Annotated in this window: 17 protein-coding genes; 9 read left to right on the top strand and 8 right to left on the bottom strand. The window is 37.7% G+C overall.

All coding sequences use genetic code 11. The features are described from left to right. The first annotated feature begins 134 nt into the window (after nt 1-134). The 8 genes from FFO06_RS08770 (at nt 135) to FFO06_RS08735 (ending at nt 6,520) form a co-directional block, all read left to right on the top strand. Entirely contained in the window at nt 135-317 is a 183-nt protein-coding gene (locus FFO06_RS08770) for a helix-turn-helix domain-containing protein (protein ID WP_236097109.1), read from the top strand. A 168-nt stretch (nt 318-485) separates the two neighbouring features. Next, nucleotides 486-1,469: a branched-chain amino acid ABC transporter permease gene (locus tag FFO06_RS08765; RefSeq protein WP_137907697.1), complete on the top strand. Its 984-nt coding sequence runs from the start codon at nt 486-488 to the stop codon at nt 1,467-1,469. Nucleotides 1,470-1,546: 77 nt separating this feature from the next. After that, entirely contained in the window at nt 1,547-2,305 is a 759-nt protein-coding gene (locus tag FFO06_RS08760) for an ABC transporter ATP-binding protein (protein ID WP_137907696.1), read from the top strand. A gap of 2 nt (nt 2,306-2,307) precedes the next feature. Further along, nucleotides 2,308-3,042 (top strand): ABC transporter ATP-binding protein, encoded by a 735-nt coding sequence (locus FFO06_RS08755; RefSeq protein WP_028083902.1) that lies wholly within the window; start codon nt 2,308-2,310, stop codon nt 3,040-3,042. Nucleotides 3,043-3,088: 46 nt separating this feature from the next. Beyond that, nucleotides 3,089-3,580, top strand: a complete 492-nt coding sequence (locus FFO06_RS08750; protein WP_137907695.1) for a hypothetical protein — start codon at nt 3,089-3,091, stop codon at nt 3,578-3,580. Between the two features lie 298 nt (nt 3,581-3,878). Next, nucleotides 3,879-4,541, top strand: coding sequence for a pentapeptide repeat-containing protein (locus FFO06_RS08745; protein WP_137907694.1), 663 nt, complete (start codon nt 3,879-3,881; stop codon nt 4,539-4,541). Nucleotides 4,542-4,723: 182 nt separating this feature from the next. Beyond that, nucleotides 4,724-5,548, top strand: a complete 825-nt coding sequence (locus FFO06_RS08740) for an SDR family oxidoreductase (protein WP_137907693.1) — start codon at nt 4,724-4,726, stop codon at nt 5,546-5,548. A gap of 36 nt (nt 5,549-5,584) precedes the next feature. Continuing rightward, nucleotides 5,585-6,520 carry an alpha/beta fold hydrolase gene (locus FFO06_RS08735; RefSeq protein WP_137907692.1) on the top strand — a complete coding sequence of 312 codons (936 nt, stop codon included), beginning with the start codon at nt 5,585-5,587 and terminating at the stop codon, nt 6,518-6,520. Nucleotides 6,521-6,582: 62 nt separating this feature from the next. Here FFO06_RS08735 and FFO06_RS08730 read toward each other — a convergent pair whose 3' ends face one another. The 8 genes from FFO06_RS08730 to FFO06_RS08695 form a co-directional block, all read right to left on the bottom strand. Beyond that, nucleotides 6,583-7,476 (bottom strand): bestrophin family protein, encoded by an 894-nt coding sequence (locus FFO06_RS08730; RefSeq protein WP_137907691.1) that lies wholly within the window; start codon nt 7,474-7,476, stop codon nt 6,583-6,585. A 233-nt stretch (nt 7,477-7,709) separates the two neighbouring features. Beyond that, the gene (locus FFO06_RS08725; protein ID WP_137907690.1) at nt 7,710-8,117 is read right to left on the bottom strand and encodes a hypothetical protein; all 408 of its coding nucleotides are present in this window, start codon (nt 8,115-8,117) and stop codon (nt 7,710-7,712) included. Nucleotides 8,118-8,164: 47 nt separating this feature from the next. Further along, on the bottom strand, nt 8,165-8,425 hold the full coding sequence (locus FFO06_RS08720) for a MoaD/ThiS family protein (protein WP_137907689.1): 261 nt from the start codon (nt 8,423-8,425) through the stop codon (nt 8,165-8,167). A 22-nt stretch (nt 8,426-8,447) separates the two neighbouring features. Beyond that, nucleotides 8,448-9,047: a J domain-containing protein gene (locus tag FFO06_RS08715; RefSeq protein WP_137907688.1), complete on the bottom strand. Its 600-nt coding sequence runs from the start codon at nt 9,045-9,047 to the stop codon at nt 8,448-8,450. Nucleotides 9,048-9,129: 82 nt separating this feature from the next. Further along, a complete protein-coding gene (locus FFO06_RS08710) occupies nt 9,130-9,723 on the bottom strand; it encodes an ATP-dependent Clp protease proteolytic subunit (RefSeq protein ID WP_137907687.1) in 594 nt (197 codons plus the stop codon). Nucleotides 9,724-9,786: 63 nt separating this feature from the next. Further along, a complete protein-coding gene (locus FFO06_RS08705; RefSeq protein WP_028083912.1) occupies nt 9,787-10,446 on the bottom strand; it encodes an ATP-dependent Clp protease proteolytic subunit in 660 nt (219 codons plus the stop codon). Between the two features lie 40 nt (nt 10,447-10,486). Next, a complete protein-coding gene (locus FFO06_RS08700; protein WP_028083913.1) occupies nt 10,487-11,176 on the bottom strand; it encodes an ATP-dependent Clp protease proteolytic subunit in 690 nt (229 codons plus the stop codon). A 309-nt stretch (nt 11,177-11,485) separates the two neighbouring features. Continuing rightward, nucleotides 11,486-12,475, bottom strand: coding sequence for an N-acetylmuramoyl-L-alanine amidase (locus FFO06_RS08695; protein ID WP_137907686.1), 990 nt, complete (start codon nt 12,473-12,475; stop codon nt 11,486-11,488). Nucleotides 12,476-12,764: 289 nt separating this feature from the next. On the opposite strand from FFO06_RS08695, the gene bchH reads away from it, so the two are divergent. After that, on the top strand, nt 12,765-16,454 hold the full coding sequence (gene bchH / locus FFO06_RS08690) for a magnesium chelatase subunit H (RefSeq protein ID WP_137907733.1): 3,690 nt from the start codon (nt 12,765-12,767) through the stop codon (nt 16,452-16,454). Nucleotides 16,455-16,490 lie beyond the last annotated feature (36 nt).

Raw genomic sequence — 16,490 nt, 5'->3', positions numbered from 1 at the left:
AATGAATTAAAGTATTTACAAGTGATGCACTTGTAACTATAATATTAACAAGTAATCTATTTGTCAACTATATTAAAACCTGACATTATAGCTAAATTAATATAATTATTACCTGACATTATCAAAGAAACATCATGACTACCAACATCCTGGATAACATTTATCTGCGGACATTAGGAGAACTCCTCCAACAAGCGCGTAAAAAATGCAACATGACTCAAGCGGATGCAGCCAAAATTATTGACGCTGCACGCACCACCATGATCGCTATTGAAAAAGGAGAACGTCGCATCAAAGTGTTAATCATTTATTATTAAATAATGTACTCAATGCAATTAGAATTAAAGCACATTATCAACCTCCAAAAAATCATCCTTTGCGAAATTGGTGGATAAATGCTTCTTAATACAGCATATTGTCAGTCAATGAGGTACAAGATTGATGTATACTAACTATAAAATGCAAAATGTTTCCCACACCAAAATATGGCTGAATTTTTTTCTACTTACGGCTCTTTAATTGTCTCAATGGTCTTAGGTTCACTGCTGGGACTATCACTTTACCTGCCATTAATGACCGGACAATTATCTTTAGCTAGTCCGGGATTTTATGCTATAGGTGGATATATTGCCGCCATTTTTTCTACTAAAGTTTTTATATCTAATATCTCTAATAGTGATTTACTCCCAATTCATATCTTATTATTTGAGATGTTAATTGCTGGAATTATTTCCGGTTTATTAGGTGTAGCCGTGGGAGTTCCCGCTTTAAGATTGCGAGGAATTTATTTAGCAATTGCTACCATTGCTTTTGTGGAAGTTTTGCGGGTGATATCTTTAAATTTAGAGATCACAGGTGGTGCAGTTGGTATTTTTGGTATTCCCCAACCTTTCCAAACACCAATAGAATATTTATGGATTGCTTTACCTTTATTAATTATCAGTATGGTGGTGATTTATCGTCTAGAACGTATTCGTATTGGCCGAGCTTTTATTGCTATCCGTGAAGATGAATTAGCAGCGGGAGCAATGGGAATTAACCCCACCTATTATAAAGTTTTAGCCTTTACCTTGGGTTCAATTTTAGCCGGGGTAGTTGGCGCAATTAGCGCCCATTTTCTGAATACTTGGAATGCCCGTCAAGGTACTTTTGATGCTAGTATTATTTACTTGACTTATGTGTTAATTGGTGGTTCTAGAAGTTTTTTAGGCGCAGTATTAGGAGGAATGGTATTTACAGCTTTACCAGAAGTATTAAGAAATCTCGCTGATACAGGTGGTTTACCTGATTGGTTTGCCCATTTTTTACGAGATGGCAGATTAATTATTTTTGGTTTGTTAATTGTCATTGGTACAATATTTTTTCCCCAAGGTTTAGTCACTCCTGATATTTTTAAGCAGCTAAAGCTAAGAATCTGTCAATTTTCAATTACCGCTAAAAGAGGGAAGGGGAAAAAGGGAAATCCTTAACATTGAAAAAGTATTTTCTCAAACAAACTTGACAATTTCACCTTTTTTGAACTTAAATCACATAAATCATAGTTAAGATGATGTTAACAGCAAAAGAATTAACCCGTCGTTTTGGTGGTGTAGTCGCAGTCAATAATCTATCTTTTTCTGTTAATCAGGGAGAGATTTTTGGCTTCATTGGACCTAACGGCGCTGGTAAAACTACACTATTTAATTTAATTACTGGTTTAATTCCTCCTTCTAGTGGTGAATTAATTTATCAAGGTCGAGTAATTTCTCAATTACCACCTCATCAAATTGCGGGTTTAGGAATTGCGAGAACATTTCAAAATATTCGCTTATTTGGGGAATTATCGGTATTAGATAATGTAATTATTGCCAGACATTTACACACTCACAGCAATATTATTACAGGAGTGTTAGGTTTACCATTAGCAGTCAAGGAGGAGGAAAACAGTAGACAAAAAGCCTTAGAATTATTAACATTAATTGGTTTAGATAATCGCACCGAAGAAAAAGCTAAAAATTTAGCCTATGGTGATCAACGTCGTCTAGAAATTGCCCGGGCTTTAGCTTTAGAACCGCAAATTTTACTTTTAGATGAACCTGCGGCCGGAATGAACCTTAACGAAAAACAGCAATTGAGTGAATTTATTCGAGATTTGCGCGATCGCTTTCATTTCACTATTATTATAATTGAACATCATGTACCATTAGTTATGGGATTGTGTGATCGGATTGCAGTTTTAGATTTTGGACAGTTAATAGCTTTGGATAAACCATCTCTGATTAGAAACAATCCAAAGGTAATTGCCGCTTATTTAGGGAATGAATGATAATGAACACAGATCAACATCAATTAACCAGGGAAATCATCTTAGATCTACAAGAAATCAATGTCAGTTATGGTGGTATTCAAGCCTTAAAAAAAGTTAATTTAACTATTAAAAAAGGTGAAGTAGTCACCCTAGTTGGTGCAAATGGTGCTGGTAAAACTACCACATTAAAAGCAATTTCTAAAATGCTAAATCCCCAAAGTGGAAATATTATTTATCAAGGACGAAATATCAATCGTCGTCAAGGCCATGAAATGTTAAAACTTGGTTTAGCCCATTGTCCAGAAGGGCGGAGAATTTTAGCCAAACAAACGGTTTTTGATAACTTAATGTTGGGGGCTTATGTGCGTGGAGATAAAAACATTAAAACAGATATTTCTCAGCAATTTGATCTATTTCCTCGGTTAGCACAAAGACGCAATCAATTAGCAGGAACTCTCAGCGGTGGAGAACAACAAATGTTAGCTATTGCACGGGCTTTAATGAGTAGACCAAAACTCTTACTTTTAGATGAACCCAGTTTAGGTTTAGCCCCTGGGATTGTTAAAGAAATTTTTACAATTATTCAGAATTTACGAACAACAGGAGTTACGATTTTATTAGTTGAACAAAATGCTAATTTAGCTTTGAAAATTGCAGACCGAGGCTATGTATTAGAAGCAGGTTCTATGATTTTAACAGGTGCAGCCTCAGATTTAATTAAAGATGAAAAAGTTAAACAGGCTTATTTAGGGTAGGGAATAGATAAGATCATAGGAAAGTTGAAAAAAGAGTAGTTTAATCATGGACAATTCCCCAATTAGATCAAAATCTTTAAACTTTCAAGAAGATTATCCATGTCCAGTATGTCGTATTGGTAAAATTTCGCAAATGCCAATGATGGAGGCTATGTGCTGTGATTTTTGCCACGAAATTCTTACGGTCAATTTGGAACTACAGCAAGTGAAAATGCCTTCTAGAGAACCACCATTAGTTTGGCATTGGAATGGATTTAAGTGGACTCAAGCTCAATTATTAGGTGTGGAATTAGGTTGGGGTTATAGTTTAGCTGCCATTGCTTTTGTCATTTTACCTACAACTTTGATAGGTATTACGGTATATTGTTTTCCCCCTGCGGCTGATGATTTTTTCACCTGGATTCCATTGATTTGGACAGTATTAACTTTTTTGTCGCACTTAGCAATTATTGTTTGGATTGTGATTGAGGTCTACCGCGTCCCCGTTGTAGCATATTTGCAAGCCATTGGTCGCTGGCGAAATGGATTGATCAGATAAGACTTTGTTTTTAAATGTTGTAGTTCATTGATTTTAAATACACTGGATCAAATTTTCGAGGATTCTCAAAAATTCTCACATTTCCCTGTTGACTCCTAAAGTCCGCAAAAATACTTTTTTTCCCAACCCTAAATAAGTTCAGGGCATTGCTGACGCTTCCTGGTACAATTTCCGCCAGTGGGTTGAATAGTTTGTTCAATTCCATGCCGATAGCAGCAGCAATCAATCGTTATACTGAACAAATGACTGCATAACCCATCATTTGTTCAATTATTATCTTCATCTTCACTAATATATCATGACGAGCGAATTGGAGCGGTACTACAGAATCTTGGAATTAGAGCCGGGGGCCACACTGGAAGAAATAAATCAGGCTTATAAAGATTTAGTGTTTGTTTGGCACCCAGACCGCCTCCCAAAAGACAATCTGCGTTTACAGCACAAAGCTCAGGAAAAGCTGAAATCATTGAATATGGCGCGGGATAAATTGCGCTCTTTAGGAGATAAACAGCCGCTTTCCCCTAATTCTCAACCAGATAAACCATCCAAAACTTACTCTTACTCACCAAAAACAACCTATCAACAACCACAGCCAAATTCAGATTTGAGTGGTAAAGATTTTAGTCGCGCTAACTTGAGTAATCGGGACTTATCAGGAAGAAACTTGAGTTATGCTAATTTAAGCAGGTCTAATCTCAGTGATACTTTTATGCACAAAGTGATTTTGAGAGGTGCGAATTTGTCAGAAGCCAATTTATTTAGAGCTAACTTACTTTTAGCAGATTTAAGAGAGGCAAATTTACGCTCGGCAAATTTGGTTGGTGCGGATTTCAGCGGGGCTGATTTGCGGGGCGCTGATTTGACAGGGGCAAGAATTCGTTCTGGCGATCGCTTGCTGGTAAAATTAATTGGTGCTAACTTAGCCGGAGCGATCATGCCAGATGGTACAATTCATACCTAAAATCAAATCTAGCGGGTAAAAAGCAAAAAACCAAGTCAACCTACCGTTATAGATATGAATAGGCAGAAATAAAAAGTTAACCTAATAGCCATTAGTTAAAAACTTGCATATTCCTGTACTATTTAATTATTAACTGGTAATTGTTAAAAATAGTTGAATTTATTTTAGTTCTATTAAACATCATGAATATTGCAATCATCGGTTGTGGTTACGTAGGTTATGCAGTTGGCAAATATTGGCAGTCAAACAGTAATTTTCTGCTGACTGTCACCACAACTAGCCCAGAACGTATACCAGTTTTAGAAACAATTGCACCCAAAGTTATTGTCACTCCAGGTAACGATTTAGTAGGGTTAAAAGCCGTATTAAAAAATCAGAATGTTGTCTTATTAAGTGTAGGGGCAAAAAACGCCGATTCCTATGAAGAAACCTATGTAGAAACTGCTAAAAATCTAGTTTCTCTACTTCCCAAATTTCCTAATGTTCGTCAAGTAATATATACAGGTAGTTATTCAATTTATGGAGATAGAAATGGCGTATGGGTAGACGAAGAAAGTCCACCAGCACCAGCTAATCGCAATTCTCAACTGCTACGAAAAACAGAAGACATATTATTATCAGCAAATAATGAAAATACCCGCGTGTGTATTCTCCGTTTAGGCGGTATTTATGGACCTGGTAGAGAATTGGTAAAAATATTTGCTAGAGCCGCAGGAACAACCCGCGCTGGTAATGGCGAAGATATCACCAATTGGATTCACCTTGATGATATAGTTGGTACTATAGAATTTGCCCGTGAACATCGCTTAGAAGGTATTTATAATCTTGTTGATGATAGTCATCTCACGAATAAAGAATTACTTGATAATCTGATGACAAAAAATAATTTACCTAATGTTATTTGGGATGCAAATAATAAAAATATCCGCCCCTATAATGCCTGGGTATCCAATCAAAAACTTAAAGATGCTGGTTATCAATTTATTCATCCCCGCATCATTTTTTAGCAATTCTTAAAACTCCCCCTATAAAAACTTAAAATTATGTCCTTATCTAAATCTAAAACAGCATCTCCTACCCAATATTATCTGTGGCAAAATTACCGCTGTGCTTACGAAATTCATCAACCGCTCAATTCTCCAGCAACGGGTATTCCTTTACTGTTAATTCATCCCATAGGAGTAGGATTATCACGGCAATTTTGGCAGCGATTCTGCCGAGAATGGTATGATAAAAATCACCAAAATCCTATTTACAATCCCGATTTACTGGGTTGTGGTGAAAGTGATATGCCACCTCTAGCACACAAACCAATTAACTGGGCAAAACAGTTACAATACTTCTTGCAAACTGTGGTCAAAAAACCTGTTATTATCGTAGTGCAAGGGGCTTTATTACCAGTTGCTATTGAATTAGTCAAACTGGAAAAAGAATTAATTGCTGGGTTAGTATTTTCTGATCCTACATCTTGGCCAGTAATTACTAAAAACGCCCCTAAATGGCAACAAAATCTACTTTGGAGCATTTTTACATCCCCCATAGGTAATGCTTTTTTCCGCTATGCTCGCACCCGTAAATTTTTGTATTCTTTCTCTGTGGAAAAATTGTTTGCTGCTAGTGAAAATGTTGATGATGAATGGTTAAATATGCTGGAAGCAGATGCTAAAAATATTAATGGACGTTATGCAGTATTTGCTTTTTTAGCCAGGTTTTGGCAAAGAGACTACAGTAGTGATATTGCTGCAATTCCCTATCCTACATTGTTAGTTATGGGACAAAACTCCCTGGGTATTAGTAAAGAAAGCAAACAAGAAAGTCCAGATCAAAGATTAGCGCATTATCTCAATTGTGTATCTCAAAGTCAGGGAATAAAAATAACTGGTAAAAATGTTATGCCCTATGAATCTACTCAGGCATTTGTTGAGGGAGTATCTCCGTTTATAATCAAACTCACAGAATCTAATTTTGAGAATCATTAACCGCAGATTAACGCAGATAAAAACTGATAAAAACTGATAAATTACAGCAGTTTCCCATCTGATTATGATTTTTGCACACTAGGAGTTAAGCTGATGATATCATCAATATTCCGTTTCATAGTTTTGCAAATTGCGTCTAAAGGTAAGTCATTTTCATCATAACCAAAGGGGTTTTCAATTTCTAAACCAATGGCTTCAATACCGAATAAGGTAAAACTGACTAAAGCAGAAATTAACCCAGTCCACCAACCCAAACTCTCTACTATTTGAAATGGCAAAAGGAAGCAGTATAAAAACAATAATTGTTTAAGGTGAATAGCATAAGCAAGGGGCATGGGTGTTTTTAAAATTCGTTCACACGCACCTAAATTATCTACCAAAATATTCAACAATTCTTGCAAAGAAGCCATTTGATAACTATTGAGACAATTACGATTATACTGCTGTTGTAAATAATCACTAATCCAAAAAGCAATTTCTAAAGGAGGATTATTAATAATCTTTAATTTGATATATTTAGATTCGGGTATTAATGCTTCTAAATCACTATTGATAGGTTCACTTCGTAAATGCAATTTTGTCGCTATTCCAAAAGCTACCAGTAAATTTAAAGCATCAATTTTATTATCTTTATCTTCCGGTCGTTTTTCATCAATACATACCCAGATTTGTCGGGCTAAATTGCGGATAGTATTAACCATTGAACCCCAGCATTTTCTCCCTTCCCAAAAACGTTCATAAGCTGTATTTGTCCGAAATACTAATAATAAACCTAAGACTATACTAGGAATAACACTAGCTAAAATGGGTTGAGAAACCGGGACTTTACTATAATAAAGTACAGAAACTAATACTCCAAAAGCCCCAGTTAAAATCACCCGTTGATAAATAGCAGTAATTACTGAACCTTTGATTTGGAAAGCAGTTTTAAACCATTGCGGTTTTTGAATTACCATAAAATCCTTCTGGAGATGCAATCTTGAAATATAATATATAGGCAATCTTGAAAACTGCCAATACCTAATTAGTGTTTTTTTGTAATTTATATCTATTGATAGAGGTTTAATCTATCATGGCTTGGGAATTTTCGATTATAGCGGTCGTAAATTTATTCATATTCTCCTGAGAAGCCCACACAGTCAGTGACGAATTTATTAACTATTATCCAAAAATACCGAACTTTTAACGTTTAAAGAATTAAGTAACTTTTGCCTTTTATTTGAGGATATTGACAGTTTTTTTCTGGTATTAATAACCGCCAACTTTTACCTTCTTTCTGAATTTGCAGATAAACCTCAAAGGGTTTTTGCACTTGTTTAAAACTGCGTTTTGGCAATTTCACAGTCAGGTCATAATTTCCCTGTACCCGGTAAGCTGGTAAGTTTCCAATGGTCAACGGTTGTTGTTGAGTAATAGATATCCGCTGAATATCAAATTTTTGCAAGTTTAAATCTAGCTGTTGGTTAAGTTGCTGTTGGGTTTGTTCTAGCTGGAATGCGATCGCTTTTTGCACTAATTCTGGTGTTGGTAATAAGGCAATACTAGTACAACCTGTCAGGAAAATTATTAAAATAGCTGTAAAAATTAACTTAATCATATTTAATGATATGTAATTTATTTTTAATGTATTTGAATATGTCCTTATTAACCACCGTTGACTGGGGGAATTAAAACCACTTCGTCACCATTTTGAAGAATCCTATCTGCTTCCACGAATTGTAAATTAACACCAAAGCGAGTTATTTGACTCCACTGCGTCAGTTCTGGATGTTCAGTAATTAAGCGATCGCATACCGACTTAACTATTGTACCATCAGGAAAATCCCAGATCAATTCAGAGACTCCATAGGCTTCTTGATAAGCAGCAAATAACTTAACGGTGATAGTAATCACAGATTTAGACATATAATTTTTCCATGGCCATTACCTAAACTCCCAAACGCTGAAAATCCTGCTGAACTTCAGACCATAAAGCTTTATTGTCTGGGTCGGTTTTTAAGGCTTTTTTCAGATAAATTCTGGCCTTTGGGAATTGTTTTTCTGTAATTAACGCTTGTCCCCAGATTTGATAAGCGATCGCTAACCATTGACGCACTTCTACATCTGCTGGTAAACGTGCCAGTAAAGCTTCCGCTAAAGCGATCGCTTGGGGAAAACGTCTTGCTTGTAAAAACCGCTGTAATTGTTCATACGTCTTCCATTTTAACCGTTGTTCGATATCCTGCAAATTTGCTGGGTGAGATGTAACTTTGATATTTGCTGTTGTTACCTGCGTTTTCACTTCTGAAAAACCAGAAACATGAGTTTTCAGGTCATGAGACTGTGGCTTAATTTCCTCTGGTGATAAGATCATTTGCAGGAACTTATAAGCCTCATTCACTGCAATAAATTTATCTTTTGCTTTGAGATCATCTGGATTAATATCAGGATGATATTGCTGTACCAATCGTCGATAGGACGCTTTCACATCCGCAAAAGAAGCTCCCGACCTTAAACCCAATAAACGATAGCAATCTTGAAGATCCATGTTGGCTTAACTCCAATTCAAAATTCAAAATTCAAAATTCAAATGAACTTTACATCTTGAATTTTGAATTATTTCCTACTATCTAAATACGTTCTTCAATCACCCGATCAATTAAACCATATTCCTGAGCTTCTTGAGCAGACATAAAAAAGTCACGATTCATATCTTTCTCAATTTTCTCTAAAGTTTGACCAGTCTTATCAACATAAATTTGATTTAATTGGTGACGTAGCCGTAAAATCTCTCTAGCTTCGATTTCGATATCAGAAGCTTGTCCACGAGTACCACCGGAAGGTTGATGAATCATAATCCGGGAGTGAGGTAAAGCCATGCGTTTACCTTTAGTTCCCGCAGCCAAAAGAAAAGACCCCATGGACGCAGCCAAACCGACACAAATTGTCACCACCTCAGATTTGATGTGCTGCATTGTGTCGTAAATCGCCAAACCTGCCGTTACAGAACCACCGGGAGAATTGATATACAAATAAATTGGCTTACTCTGATCCTCGGAATCTAAATAAAGTAAGTAAGCGACAATGGCATTAGCAATACCATCATCTACTTCCTCTGTCAAGAAAATAATCCGCTCCCGAAATAGACGATCTTCGAGATCGATCCATTGTTCGTAGCTGCTACCAGGGAGACGATAGGGAACTTTGGGAATACCAATAGGCATAGGACAATTTTAGTAGAGACTATGAAGATAGAACTGTAGATTTTCCGTAATTGTCAATTGAGATCAAACTGGAAGAGATTTTGCTAAATTCTTGGTACTTTCCAGCACCCGATCAATTATTCCGTATTCCTGTGCTTCCTGGGGAGTCATATAGAAAATACGTTCACTATCTTTCGAGATTTTTTCGGCTGTTTGTCCCGTATTTTGGCAAAAAATATCAATAATCACCGATTTTTTCAGCAAAACTTCTTCAGCGTTAACTTGAATATCGGTTGCTTGACCGCGAGTAGCCACACTAAACTGAGTCAGGGCGATATTCGCATGAGGTAAACTAAATCTTTTGCCTTTCCTTCCCGATGATAAAATTAAGGCGGCCATACCCACGGCTTGACCTAAGCAGATAGTGACAATTTCTGACTTAATGTACTGTATTGTGTCGTAGATTGCCAAACAGGCCTTAATTGACATCATACCAGCGGTTTCATCCATACCAGCTAGGACAGGATCACCGAGAGAATTGATATAAAGGTAGATGGGTTTAGTTTGATCCTCTGACTCCAGATACAGTATTGAGGAAACGAGGGAATTGGCCACATTGGTAGTAAGTGGCTGGTTCAAGAAAAGAATGCGTTCCTGAGCCATGCGTTGACCAATACTAACCCATTGCCACTGATTACTACCAGGAATGTTATAAGGTACTCGAAGTGCTGAATCAACAGGCATCATGGATAATTAGAAGAAATAAGGGATGATTGTAAATAAGTTAAGCAATTACTGGTAAAGGTTTGGGTAGATCCTTCATGCTTTCTAAAACACGGTCAATTAATCCGTATTCTTTAGCTTGTTGGGGAGTTAAATAAAACATTCGCTCAGTATCCTTGGCAATTTTTTCGGGGGGCTGTCCAGTATTTTTCGAGAAAATATCCAGGATAGCTGTTTTGTTTGCTAACACTTCCTTAGCGTAAATTTGAATATCTGTTGCTTGACCCCTTGTGCCACTGCGAGGTTGATTGAGGACAATAGTGGCATGAGGTAAACTAGCTCTATGGCCTTTAGTTCCGGCTGATAGAATCAGCGCTGCTGTTCCCAAAGCTTGACCAATGCAAATTGTATGTACAGGGGTCTTGATATAATTAATGGTATCACAAATGGCAAAGGCTTCCGTCTCATAACCAATGGCATCACCTGTGTACCAAGATGTACCCGTAGAATTGATGTAAAAGAAGATCGGCTTGTCTGGGTTGTCAAATTTCAGATAGAGTAACTGAGCAATAATCAGCTTTGTTACATCAACACCCATTTGACGCTTGTATTCGTCTGCTGAAACTAAAGGCATTCCCAGATAGACAATTCGCTCTTTTAACAGTAGAGAAGGCAAATCTGGCGGCGGTGTGCGGAAGGAACTGTCGCCGTAGTAAGAAGCTTGAACTGCCTTGATGGGGGAATTTTCCATAATTAACTGATAGTCTGAGATGATGCCGTTAATGTCTTACATCCTAGCGCGACGCTTACCTGATTTTGGGTGCGGATTTCTCGCTGATGATGAATAAGTCTATATTTTAGGATATTACATTCTAACTCAAGTTGGTTCAAAAAATACAGTCTATTTTAGATAATTCAGGAGTCATAAGACTTACGTACAAGTCACGAAAGGATAAACCACGAAGGAATCTTCAGGAAACGAAGGCAAGAGAGTTGCCAGCAGGTAAAAACTCAGATCCCCGACTTCTTAAAGAGGTCGGGAATCTATAAAAAGTTGATACTAATTTATCAATTTCTGCCAACTCATTGACCCAACAATACCATCAGCAGTTAAACCGTTTTGCTGTTGAAATTTCTTGATTGCTGCTTCTGTTTTTGGACCATAAATACCATCAGGATCAGCACCTACACGGTATTGCAAATATTTAATAATCACACCACTGGCATGAGTTCCTTGAATCACCCGTTTAGCTAATATTTGATTAATAGCATCCCAGGTGGTATTACCCGCTATTCCCGTTGGTAAAACTCCCACAATTCTCTGGAATTTTTCTATTGCCGAAGATGTCGCCGGTCCCATGCTATTATCTTCTGTTAAGGGGCGATTATTTTTATCTGTAATTTTCAGACGATTTAAACTCTGTTGTAGTCTCAGAATGCTCTTATCTTTATTCTGTTCTTCATCTATCACAGAATTTGCAGGAGCATTAGGAACAGGATTTACAGGTACATTAGGAACAGGATTTGCAGGAGTATTTGCTGCTTTACCTGTTAACCCAGCAACTATGGCGTTGGCCATTGCTTCACCATCATATATTTGCATATCTTTGGCAGAATCAATGAAGCAACCCTCTATAAGAATTCCCGGCATATTTGTTCTTCTAAGAACATACAAGTGAGAACCACTTTTAACACCACGATTAAAAAAGCCTAATTTGACAATTTCATCTAATACTTTTTGGGCAACTTTTCTGCCACCGTCGCTAATCGCAAATACTTCAGTCCCATTGGCTTGACCATTAAAGGCATTAAAATGAATAGATACAAAAAAATCTACTCGGTTATTATTGGCTTTATCACAGCGGCTACCTAAAGAACGATTTACTGTACTGGCGCTATTGGGTTTACAGGGAATGACTGTATGTCCTAAACTTTCTAATTTATCTATAACCTTATTGCCTACCTCCATTGTTAACCTATCTTCCGATCTTATGCCGCTTGCACCACTATCGGGTGGGCAGTTGTGACCAATGTCAATGCCGTATTTCATTTGTATCTCCTTGGGTAACTTTACTGGTATTTCAATGATCCACTACTTGTTAATGTATTTCCAAAAAGGATAGATATGATTTTAATCTGCTATATAAAACCTAGACAAGTCTAAAGATTTATTTCTTACTTCAATGGGAGCATGGGAGCGGTTATCCCTCAGTAAGCTTTCACGCTTTAGCCAAACGCGATAAATTAATTGCTTTAGGTAGAGATTCCGTTTCAAACCCCCATTAATCCCCAAAAATGTTTAAGATTAAGGTAAAGAAATATTTCGTAGCCAAAGCATGATGAAACGCATTGTCTTAATTGCTGGATTTGAATCCTTTAACGCGGACTTATACCGAACAGCGGCTAGTTTAGCTAGTTCTCGCTGTCCAGATTTGGATATTCGAGTTTTCAGCGATCGCAATATTACCACAAACAGCACCGAAGTAGAAACAGCACTTAAAAATGCAGATGTCTTCTTTGGTAGTTTAATCTTTGATTATGACCAAGTTATGTGGTTGCGGGAGCGTATCGTTAATATTCCCATTCGTCTCATTTTCGAGTCAGCACTAGAATTAATTAGTTTAACGAAAATCGGTGCATTTGCTATCGGTGACAAACCCGCAGGAATGCCTAAACCGATTAAATTCATTCTTGATAAATTCACTAATGGTAAAGAAGAAGACAAACTTGCCGGTTATATCAGTTTCCTGAAAATCGGACCTAAGTTATTAAAATTTATCCCAGTCCAAAAAGTCCAAGACCTACGCAACTGGTTAATTATCTATGGTTATTGGAACGCCGGCGGTTCAGAAAATGTCGCTTCCTTATTTTGGACAATTGCAGAAAAATACTTAGATTTAAAAGTTGGAGATATACCACCACCCACGGAAACTCCCAACATGGGCTTATTACATCCCGACTATCCAGGTTTTTTTACCTCACCCCGTGAGTATTTACAATGGTATCTTGTAGGGCGAGTGTCTCACCTGCCTAAGAAAGGCGGGCAAGATGTCCACCCCACAAAGCCAGTTATTGGTATTCTACTTTACAGAAAGCACGTAATCACCAAACTGCCCTATATTCCCCAACTGATACGGCATTTTGAAAAAACAGGGTTAATCCCCCTACCCATCTTTATCAACGGTGTAGAAGGTCACGTAGCCGTCAGAGATTGGATGACCAGCGACTACGAAACCCAACAGCGTCAACAAGGTAATCTGGAAACGCCTTCACTTTCCTCAGAAGCGGTAAAAATTAATGCCATAGTTTCTACCATCGGTTTTCCCCTGGTTGGTGGTCCTGCGGGTTCTATGGAAGCGGGAAGACAGGTGGAAGTAGCTAAACGCATTCTCTCAGCCAAAAATGTCCCTTATATCGTCGCAGCACCGTTATTAATTCAAGATATTTATTCTTGGACACGCCAAGGTGTGGGCGGTTTGCAAAGCGTTGTCTTATATGCCTTACCAGAATTAGATGGTGCAATTGATACAATTCCCCTGGGTGGTTTAGTCGGTGAACAAATTTATTTGATTCCCGAAAGAATACAGCGTTTAACTAATAGAGTCAAAAGCTGGGTTTCCCTGGGACAAAAACCTATTTCTGCGCGAAAAATTGCCATTATTTTATATGGTTTTCCCCCCGGTTATGGTGCGGTGGGAACTGCTGCATTATTAAACGTTCCCCGCAGTTTAATTAAATTACTAAATGCACTCAAAGCACAGGGTTATACAGTTGGTGATATTCCCGAAGACGGAGAAGAATTAATTCGACAAATTAAAGCAGCAGATGAAATTAATCCCTTAGTAGAAAATAATAAAAAAGATCTGACAACGGTGAATGCTAAAACATTAGAAAAATGGTTAGGCTATCTGTTGACATCTCGCATAGAAAAACAATGGAAATACCTCACCGGTAGCGGCATTAAAACTTATGGTGATGAGTTTAATATTGGTGGTGTGCAATTAGGTAACATCTGGATAGGTGTCCAGCCACCTTTGGGTATTCAAGGAGATCCCATGCGGTTAATGTTTGAAAGAGACCTCACCCCCCACCCTCAATATGCAGCTTATTATAAATGGTTACAAAATGATTTTCAAGCTGATGCTGTTGTCCATTTTGGAATGCACGGAACTGTAGAATGGTTGCCAGGTTCACCCTTAGGAAATACCGGCTATTCCTGGTCTGATATTCTTTTAGGAAATCTGCCAAATCTCTATATCTACGCAGCAAATAATCCTTCAGAATCAATATTAGCTAAACGTCGCGGTTATGGGGTGTTAATCTCTCATAATGTTCCTCCCTATGGCCGCGCTGGTTTATATAAGGAGTTGGTAAATTTACGGGATTTAATTGCAGAATACCGCGAAGATCCAGCCAAGAATTATCTGTTAAAGGAAGGAATTTGTAAAAAGATTGTTGATACTGGTTTGGAGGTGGATTGTCCTTTTGATGATGCGAAAAACTTGGGGATTCCTTTTACACCGGAAAATGTGAGAATGTTCAGCAATCACGCTTTTGATCATTATTTGGTAAAGTTATATGAGTATTTGCAAGTTCTGGAAAATCGTCTTTTTTCCTCTGGTTTACATACTTTAGGTGCAGCACCAAGTCAGGAGGAGTTAACTGGTTATTTGGATGCTTATTTTGGAAACGAACCACAGAGGCACAGAGAACACGGAGAGGAGGAGGAAATTACAAGGTTATTAAATCAATCTACTGATGAGTTAACTAATCTTTTAAGGGGTTTAAATGGTGAGTTTATTCTTCCCGCACCTGGTGGGGATTTGTTACGAGATGGTGCTGGTGTTTTACCGACGGGAAGGAATATTCACGCTTTAGATCCCTATCGTATGCCTTCTCCAGCCGCTTTTGCACGGGGTAAGGAAATTGCTCAGAAAATTATTTCTCAGTCTTTGAGTGAAAATAAGAAATATCCTGAAACTGTGGCGGTTTTATTATGGGGTTTGGATGCTATTAAAACTAAGGGTGAATCTTTGGGGATTCTCTTGGAATTGGTGGGCGCTGAACCTGTGAAGGAGGGAACTGGAAGAATTGTTAGATATGATTTAAAACCTCTTGCTGAGGTGGGACATCCCCGCATTGATGTGTTAGCAAATCTATCGGGTATTTTTCGGGATAGTTTTGTGAATATTATTGAGTTGTTGGATGATTTGTTTCAACGGGCTGCGGAAATTGATGAACCAGAAGACATGAATTTTATTAGAAAACACGCTTTGGCTTTAAAAGCTCAAGGTGTGGAAAATTATTCGGCTAGATTGTTCTCTAACCCTGCCGGTGATTTCGGTTCTTTGGTTAATGATAGAGTAGTTGATGGTAATTGGGAGTCTGGGGAAGATTTGGGGAATACTTGGGAAAGTCGTAATGTCTTTAGTTATGGGAGAAATGATAAGGGACAAGCTAGACCAGAGGTATTACAAACTTTGTTGAAAACTAGCGATCGCATTGTTCAAGAAATAGATTCGGTAGAATATGGTTTAACTGATATTCAGGAATATTATGCCAATACGGGCGGTTTGAAAAAGGCCGCTGAAAAACAAAGTGGTAAAAAGGTACAAGCCAGTTTTGTGGAAAGTTTTTCTAAAGATACCACACCCCGCAATTTAGATGATTTATTACGCATGGAATACAGAACTAAGTTATTAAATCCTAAATGGGCTGACGCAATGGCTAATCAAGGTTCTGGTGGCGCTTTTGAAATTTCTCAACGCATGACGGCGTTAATTGGTTGGGGTGGAACTGCTGATTTTCAAGATGATTGGGTTTATGATCAAGCCGCGGATACTTATGCTTTAGATCCAGAAATGGCGGAAAAATTACGTAAAGCAAATCCTGAAGCTTTTAAGAATATTTTGGGGAGAATGTTGGAAGCGTCAGGACGCGGTTTATGGCAAGCTGATGGAGATAAATTAGATCAATTGCGAAAATTGTATGATTTAACTGATCAGGAATTGGAAGGTGTTAAGGTATAAATTTAACTCTCTTCTATTTGTAGCAATGGTCAGATT

The sequence above is a fragment of the Dolichospermum planctonicum genome (assembly GCF_005402965.1).
GTDB lineage: Bacteria > Cyanobacteriota > Cyanobacteriia > Cyanobacteriales > Nostocaceae > Dolichospermum > Dolichospermum planctonicum.
This window is presented reverse-complemented; position numbering and strand designations above follow the sequence as displayed.

Coding starts and splice junctions, on each gene's coding strand:
- FFO06_RS08770 (WP_236097109.1), top strand. CDS start 135: ATGACTACCAACATCCTGGATAACATTTATCTGCGGACATTAGGAGAA.
- FFO06_RS08765 (WP_137907697.1), top strand. CDS start 486: ATGGCTGAATTTTTTTCTACTTACGGCTCTTTAATTGTCTCAATGGTC.
- FFO06_RS08760 (WP_137907696.1), top strand. CDS start 1,547: ATGATGTTAACAGCAAAAGAATTAACCCGTCGTTTTGGTGGTGTAGTC.
- FFO06_RS08755 (WP_028083902.1), top strand. CDS start 2,308: ATGAACACAGATCAACATCAATTAACCAGGGAAATCATCTTAGATCTA.
- FFO06_RS08750 (WP_137907695.1), top strand. CDS start 3,089: ATGGACAATTCCCCAATTAGATCAAAATCTTTAAACTTTCAAGAAGAT.
- FFO06_RS08745 (WP_137907694.1), top strand. CDS start 3,879: ATGACGAGCGAATTGGAGCGGTACTACAGAATCTTGGAATTAGAGCCG.
- FFO06_RS08740 (WP_137907693.1), top strand. CDS start 4,724: ATGAATATTGCAATCATCGGTTGTGGTTACGTAGGTTATGCAGTTGGC.
- FFO06_RS08735 (WP_137907692.1), top strand. CDS start 5,585: ATGTCCTTATCTAAATCTAAAACAGCATCTCCTACCCAATATTATCTG.
- FFO06_RS08730 (WP_137907691.1), bottom strand. CDS start 7,476: ATGGTAATTCAAAAACCGCAATGGTTTAAAACTGCTTTCCAAATCAAA.
- FFO06_RS08725 (WP_137907690.1), bottom strand. CDS start 8,117: ATGATTAAGTTAATTTTTACAGCTATTTTAATAATTTTCCTGACAGGT.
- FFO06_RS08720 (WP_137907689.1), bottom strand. CDS start 8,425: ATGTCTAAATCTGTGATTACTATCACCGTTAAGTTATTTGCTGCTTAT.
- FFO06_RS08715 (WP_137907688.1), bottom strand. CDS start 9,047: ATGGATCTTCAAGATTGCTATCGTTTATTGGGTTTAAGGTCGGGAGCT.
- FFO06_RS08710 (WP_137907687.1), bottom strand. CDS start 9,723: ATGCCTATTGGTATTCCCAAAGTTCCCTATCGTCTCCCTGGTAGCAGC.
- FFO06_RS08705 (WP_028083912.1), bottom strand. CDS start 10,446: ATGCCTGTTGATTCAGCACTTCGAGTACCTTATAACATTCCTGGTAGT.
- FFO06_RS08700 (WP_028083913.1), bottom strand. CDS start 11,176: ATGGAAAATTCCCCCATCAAGGCAGTTCAAGCTTCTTACTACGGCGAC.
- FFO06_RS08695 (WP_137907686.1), bottom strand. CDS start 12,475: ATGAAATACGGCATTGACATTGGTCACAACTGCCCACCCGATAGTGGT.
- bchH (WP_137907733.1), top strand. CDS start 12,765: ATGAAACGCATTGTCTTAATTGCTGGATTTGAATCCTTTAACGCGGAC.